The sequence below is a fragment of the Bradyrhizobium sp. 159 genome (genome assembly GCF_023073795.1).
Lineage (GTDB): Bacteria > Pseudomonadota > Alphaproteobacteria > Rhizobiales > Xanthobacteraceae > Bradyrhizobium.
This window is the reverse complement of sequence record NZ_JADPKE010000030.1, coordinates 1-5599: the sequence shown is the minus strand read 5'-3', so window position 1 is coordinate 5599 and position 5599 is coordinate 1. Positions and strand designations below refer to the sequence as shown.

Here is a 5599-nt window from a genome sequence, read left to right as displayed (position 1 = left end):
CTGATCTTTCCCGCCATAGACGCCACCGAACCAATTCGATGGCCCCGACCCAATCATCGGCGAGAAGTTGTCCAGTAACATTCTGGATGAGGCAATGCGCCCCCGCCAACACAGCCGAATTCATTGAACGATCACGGGAATGTTCATCACGTATGGGGTCAATGTTGTAAGCCGATGGGGGGGCGAACTTCGGCTTATTCACATTCACCTTGTCGTCGATCTCGCCGCAGAGCCGGCTCACCTGGCTTTTGGAGATCCCGGTCATACCCATCGCCTGCACCAGGTCGTCCACCGAGCGGGTCGAGACGCCCTGCACATAGGCTTCCTGCTCCACGGCGGTGAGCGCCTTCTTGGCCATCCGCCGCGGCTCCAGGAAGCCCGGGAATTAGGACCGCTTGCGCAGCTTGGGAATGCGCAGCTCAACCTCGCCGGCCCGGGTCTCCCAGATCCAGTCGCGGTAGCCATGCGCTGGGCCAGACGCTCGGGGCCTTCTCGCCATAGCCCGCCCCCGGTCTGGCTTTCGAATTCCATCTCCATCAGACGCTGGGCAGCAAAGCCGATCAGCTCGCGCAGCAGATCGGCGCCTGGGGTCTTCTCTACGAGCGTGCGCAGGTTCATCATGTCGTTGGTCGTCGGCGGTTCCTCGGTTGGGTTGGCGTGTCGCAACCCGATCCTACCGGAGAACTGCCGGTGACCACTGCAAAGCCGCCCGCCCGCTACGGCGCTAGGTGAGGCGCGCGTCCGGGCGGCTTTGCTCTACCGAGCTACACCACCTCCGGGGACACGACCAATATGTTCGAGATTACGATCGCACGCATCGAGATGATTCTGCCGAATGAACGTGGCGAGGACAACCTCCCAGACCGTAGCGAGAGCCAATGGCATTCTCGCTAAGGCTAAGTAATCTTTTTCGGCATCTGAACTCTCGCGGCGCCTATCGTGTCAAGAACGCGCTGGATCTGCTCCGCGGCCTCCTGGGAAGGTTTCGGACTAACCAAAGAGACGGGATCAAGCGGCATGCTCAAGTGCGTTGCTGTTGGGTGGTTCTTCGGCGAGGAGATCGCGCAATAACTGAAGGCGCGGAAACATCATTGCCAGCCACTGGCTGTGCTCAAGATTGTCGTCGTAATGCTCGAACGCGCTACGGGTATTGTACGGCGGATCGATGAAAATGCACTTCACGCGCCCGGCGTAATAGGGGAGCAGCGCCTTAAGAGCCTCAAGGTTGTCACCCTGAATCAGCATATTCGGCGTTTCGGCATTGCCGGCGCTGTGCGTGTCGTCGGCCTCTAGAAGGCGGTAAGGGATAGCCTCCGCGGTCTGAACGTCTTTATCTCGGTCCAACCATTGCAAAATCGGCATGCGGTCAGCGTCCCTCGGTGGCCGCGAATCACTTCGCTCTGATAGGGACTTTTACCGGCGGTGACCATAAAAGGGGCATGTTTTTTGCGGCGGATGGCTCCAGCCCGTCAGGTTCCGGAATTCCATCCTGACAGGCAAGTTTCGCGCTTATTTCATCCCATATAGGCGCTTGATGATTTCTGTGATGCTTTCGTTTTTTTCTTCGAACATGTTTGCGAGTGCATGTTCGTACAGCTTGTAAGCGTCGAGCATGTCCGTCTTTGTTACGGCCTTATTCCCATGTGTACCTATATTTCCGACTACCCGCAGGGCATGGAGCATCTGAGAATACTGATTCCATTTTACCTTGGCAGCGAATTTGTCGATTCGAGACGCCAAGTCCAAGCGCTTTCGATATTTCTTTCCGGAACGATCCCTCGCCGTGGTGGTGGTGGTGGGGATCTTGAAGTGGTCCATCAAACGTTCCAGGCTTGTCCGCATCCGCGATGCACAAGCACCTGTATCATTCCAGTATAAGCCGAACGATTTCTCCAATTCTACGCGCACTGGCCTTGGCACTCGTTCGGTGCTGATGATGGGTGGCGGCGGCAGCATGCTTTCGGGTTGCAGGTACTCAAACCATTCAAGGCTCTGATCAAGCATTTCTTCCGGCACGTCAGTCGATGTGCCCGTCACAACGACGACCTCGGCGCATAGCTCGCACGTTAGGAATAGCGCAAATCTGGACGGCCAAGCAGGTGGGTTTTCTTCATAAACTTCGAAAGACGGGTCCTTTGGACGCCGACTCGTCAGGTCCTCCTTCTTGCGTTTCCTCAAGACGCCTGTTCTGCAGCTTGGACAGGGGTAAGAAGGAATAGACGTTTCCGTAAAACTCCCCTTCCAGAGAGATTTCTTCATTCCGCCTCGCATTAAAAAGCCGAGACTCAGTCTCGGCTGCAGACACGTTACAACCAGCAATAGTCTTGTGCAACGGCCGAACGTCGCAGGCGGCGGACGTGTTTAATGTTTACCTGTTCATACGGCGTGCCTCTGCGGCGTTGACCTTCGCAATCATCTCCGCCTCGATCTGCTCCCGCCGCTCTCCAAAGTGCGCTTCCCGGTGGTCTTGCGGGCAAATGGCGATAACATTCGTCATCATGTCGGCACCCTGATCGGCCAAGGCGATGATGTGATGGCATTCCAGGTACCGCGAACCGTTGCTGCACTTGAAGCCAAGCTCACCGCAGTATTCACACCTTCCGTCCGCGCGCTCCTTAACCGCATCTCGCACCATGGCATCCCGCGCGTATCGCTTGCCGGTAAAGGTCGTGACCGCAGGGCTATCGGTGCCCAGATCGTCGATGGCATCCGTGTACGCCGCTGTCCCAACTCCCGCGAGGCGCAGCCGCCGCTCGCCCGACGGCATCAATGTTGACAGATACGGCCAGGCCTTGCGGTTGCTGTAGCCCTTCAGCCTCTCAAGTGCCGCACCAATTGCACTGATATCGGATTTCGTAAAAGTGTGGTTCTGAGACCGATTGATGATGGCGCTGCGTATCTCAGGCTCAACCTCGGCCCAAGCGTCGGGATTAACACGTAGGTTGGCGGTGAGGACCGTGGTCAACGCTAAAAGCGGCACGTCCGCAAGGGCAGCGGCGGCATCCAGCAAATCGCAAACCTGTGCGACCGTGCGCGCGTTGTTTTTGGGCCGCCCAAGCTTTTGAGCGGCTATCTGATAGGTCAAGTGCTGGCCCGACATTGCCGCAGCGGCGATGATTGGCAGGAGCCTCTTCGCTTCTTCGTACTGCGTGGCCATTCCAGCTTTCCGCCTGATTCGCCGCCGGGTTATTATCAACGCCCGCGACTGACTGTAGCGCGCTGTTGATCCAATCCCAAGCCATGGCGCGATTTGTCTGAGCGAATTCCTCGGCGCTCTGATGACGCTTGCCGATCGACACGCAGGCACTCGACCGCCGGCAGCCTAGTTGAGTTCGAACGCAAGGTGGGATTAGCTTAACGGGCTGTCCATCAAACCGGCAGCAGCTCGAACCTCCGACCCCAGGATTATAATTCCTCTGCTCTCTTGGTTTGCCTTCTGGGGCGAGCCGACGGGCGTGCAAGGCCGCAGAGCTCCTCGCGGCGTCCCAACGTATATCTTGCAAGGTAAGCCGGCCTCCGCCGTGATGATCCTATGGCTCCCCTGATTAGAGGCTTGGCCTACGCGATTAGCGGAACGCCACACGATGCGCCCCGTGCCAAGTTCGGCCTGCAGATCATCGTGGTTAGCCCGCATCCAATCGTAGAGAAAGTGGTTGCTGTCACGGGCTTTGGCAAACAGAGCTTTGACTGTCTTTGCCATCGGTGCTGGGCTGGTGATGCAAGTTTATGCCTACGGATATCCTTCTTGGTGCCTGACTGCGCCTTCAAAGCCGCCAGCAGGCGCTCTTTGGCCGCATCGATCTCCACGTGCAGTCGTTCATATTCCTCTCGCAGGGCGGCGTTCACGAGGAGGGTCGATGTCCGCTCGGTATGCCCGAAGACCTCGTCATACGGCCTGACAACGAGAATGCATTCGGGCGGAATCGCCGTGTCGGTCTCGTCGACAACGCTTCGCGATGTCGGCCTTTCCGGAAAAACGCGGTCTCCTGACGCCTTACCGTCGGCGATGTCTTGGAAGGTCTTTGCCAAGGAGGATTTCATTGCCCCATTGGGCGCGTAGACCGCACAGGCACTGGCCGAGGCGAAATCGAATTGCTCCTTGAGGCTTTTGATGCCGTAGCAATGCTGTAGTTCGACCTTCAGTTTTTTCATGACGATCGCCTCCCCCTGGACGCATCTTATGGTTGATGCTGCCGGAGAGCTAGATAATCATTAGGCTTAAGTGCAGTCATTCTCCCATTGCGGAATGGTGCCAAGTGTCGTTTGATTTCGGGCCTATAATCGATAGCCATATTTCCCCATGCACCGTCGGATTAGTGTTGATCGATGGAGGGAGCCCAGCACCTCTTGGCTCCGGAACGTTGGTTCGCTGCGGTGCGGCTGCAAGCCGAACGCCGTCCACATTCGGCGGATCGTGGTGTGAGAAAAGCCAGTTTCCGCAGCCATCGAGCGGATCGACCAGTGCGTCGCGTCGGCTGGCGTCGTCCGCCACGTTCGTTCGATCACGGCGGCGACCAGATCGTCGTTCATGGTGCGAGGGCGCCAGGGCGGGCCTCGTCAAGCAGACCATCGCAGCGATCCTTCAAAATCGGCGCCGCCATTTGCCAACGGTGTGCTCATGGAGGCCGAGTTCGGTAGCCACCGACTTGCTTTGCAGGCCATCCGCACACCGCAGGATCGCGTGGCGCCGCTCAGATAGCGACCGGGCAACACGATGACGACGAACTTGCCTCTCCAAGTACGTCCGCTCCTGCTGACTCAGCACCAACGCGCGATCGGCCGGCCTCTGACACCTGCATTCGCCACAAGCACTCTCCTTCAGAGCCCAGCGATCTTGCCGCGATCGGCGCGGCACCCGCGATTGTCGGCTTGCGGAGTGTCGCACTTGTGTGTATCACCTCCGCAGCAATAGTGCGTGAATACCGCGTCTTTTCAATGATTTAGAGGTTGGCCATTCGGAGGTTCGATCCCTCCCGCCCCAGCCAGAAGCCCCGCTGCCCCTGAAATTGCTGACGAAACCGGCCTGGCTGGGGCGCTGCTGCACAGCGCTGCGACACATCACTGCTGCACAGGGTGTCGCTCGAAAATGGCTTTCCACATCTTTCGGCGCCAAGCCGTCTACTATTGGCGGCGCCGTACGCCTCCCGCGCTTGCCAATCGCCTTGGCCGGCCGCATGTTTCCATGAGCCTGCGAACGACAAGCCGCTCGGCGGCGCGCCGCCTGGCCACCCAGCTCAACCTGATCCTGGACGATGCCGCAATGCTTGCCGATGGCGCCGACCCGCATCTGACGCGGTCTCAAATCGAGACAATGCTGCATGCCGTCGTCGGCCGGCATCTGACCAAGCTCGACCGGGTGGCCGTCGCGGCCAAGAGCTCGCCGGAGTTCGATCTTGAGCAGGCCCGGGCCGACGACCGAAGGGCATATTGGGCCTACGCGCTGCTGGATGCCCAGGGCGTCGCTGCCGTCGTTCGAGCCGAGGATCGCCTTCGCATGGTCGCGGACGGGCTGTCCGAAACTGACATCGAGGCGGTTCAGGACCATCTCGCCATGCTCCGCGTCAACGAGTTGATTCCGACCAAGCATCACATCCTTCGG

At 58.8% G+C, this 5599-nt stretch carries 4 protein-coding genes and 3 pseudogenes; 1 reads left to right on the top strand and 6 read right to left on the bottom strand.

Annotated features, from left to right (window positions below; all coding sequences use genetic code 11):
- Positions 1 to 202 precede the first annotated feature (202 nt).
- The 6 genes and pseudogenes from IVA96_RS06215 to IVA96_RS06190 form a co-directional block, all read right to left on the bottom strand.
- Positions 203 to 621: pseudogene (locus IVA96_RS06215) on the bottom strand (transposase); the annotation flags it as partial.
- Between the two features lie 423 nt (positions 622 to 1044).
- Positions 1045 to 1362, bottom strand: a pseudogene (locus IVA96_RS06210) (DNA methyltransferase); the annotation flags it as partial.
- A gap of 147 nt (positions 1363 to 1509) precedes the next feature.
- Positions 1510 to 2037: a DUF4145 domain-containing protein gene (locus tag IVA96_RS35370; RefSeq protein ID WP_247416187.1), complete on the bottom strand. Its 528-nt coding sequence runs from the start codon at positions 2035 to 2037 to the stop codon at positions 1510 to 1512.
- A gap of 331 nt (positions 2038 to 2368) precedes the next feature.
- A complete protein-coding gene (locus IVA96_RS06200; RefSeq protein ID WP_247416185.1) occupies positions 2369 to 3157 on the bottom strand; it encodes an HNH endonuclease in 789 nt (262 codons plus the stop codon).
- A 401-nt stretch (positions 3158 to 3558) separates the two neighbouring features.
- Positions 3559 to 4152 (bottom strand): hypothetical protein, encoded by a 594-nt coding sequence (locus IVA96_RS06195; protein ID WP_247416182.1) that lies wholly within the window; start codon positions 4150 to 4152, stop codon positions 3559 to 3561.
- A 213-nt stretch (positions 4153 to 4365) separates the two neighbouring features.
- Positions 4366 to 4806, bottom strand: a pseudogene (locus IVA96_RS06190) (helix-turn-helix domain-containing protein); the annotation flags it as partial.
- Between the two features lie 280 nt (positions 4807 to 5086).
- Between IVA96_RS06190 and IVA96_RS06185 the strand changes: the two are divergent.
- Positions 5087 to 5599, top strand: a 513-nt coding sequence (locus IVA96_RS06185) for a DUF6538 domain-containing protein (RefSeq protein ID WP_346347884.1), incomplete at its 3' end; no start/stop codon positions are given.

Excerpts from the sequence above, each read along its gene's own strand:
- IVA96_RS06200 (WP_247416185.1), bottom strand. The coding sequence starts at position 3,157 with ATGGCCACGCAGTACGAAGAAGCGAAGAGGCTCCTGCCAATCATCGCC.
- IVA96_RS06195 (WP_247416182.1), bottom strand. The coding sequence starts at position 4,152 with ATGAAAAAACTGAAGGTCGAACTACAGCATTGCTACGGCATCAAAAGC.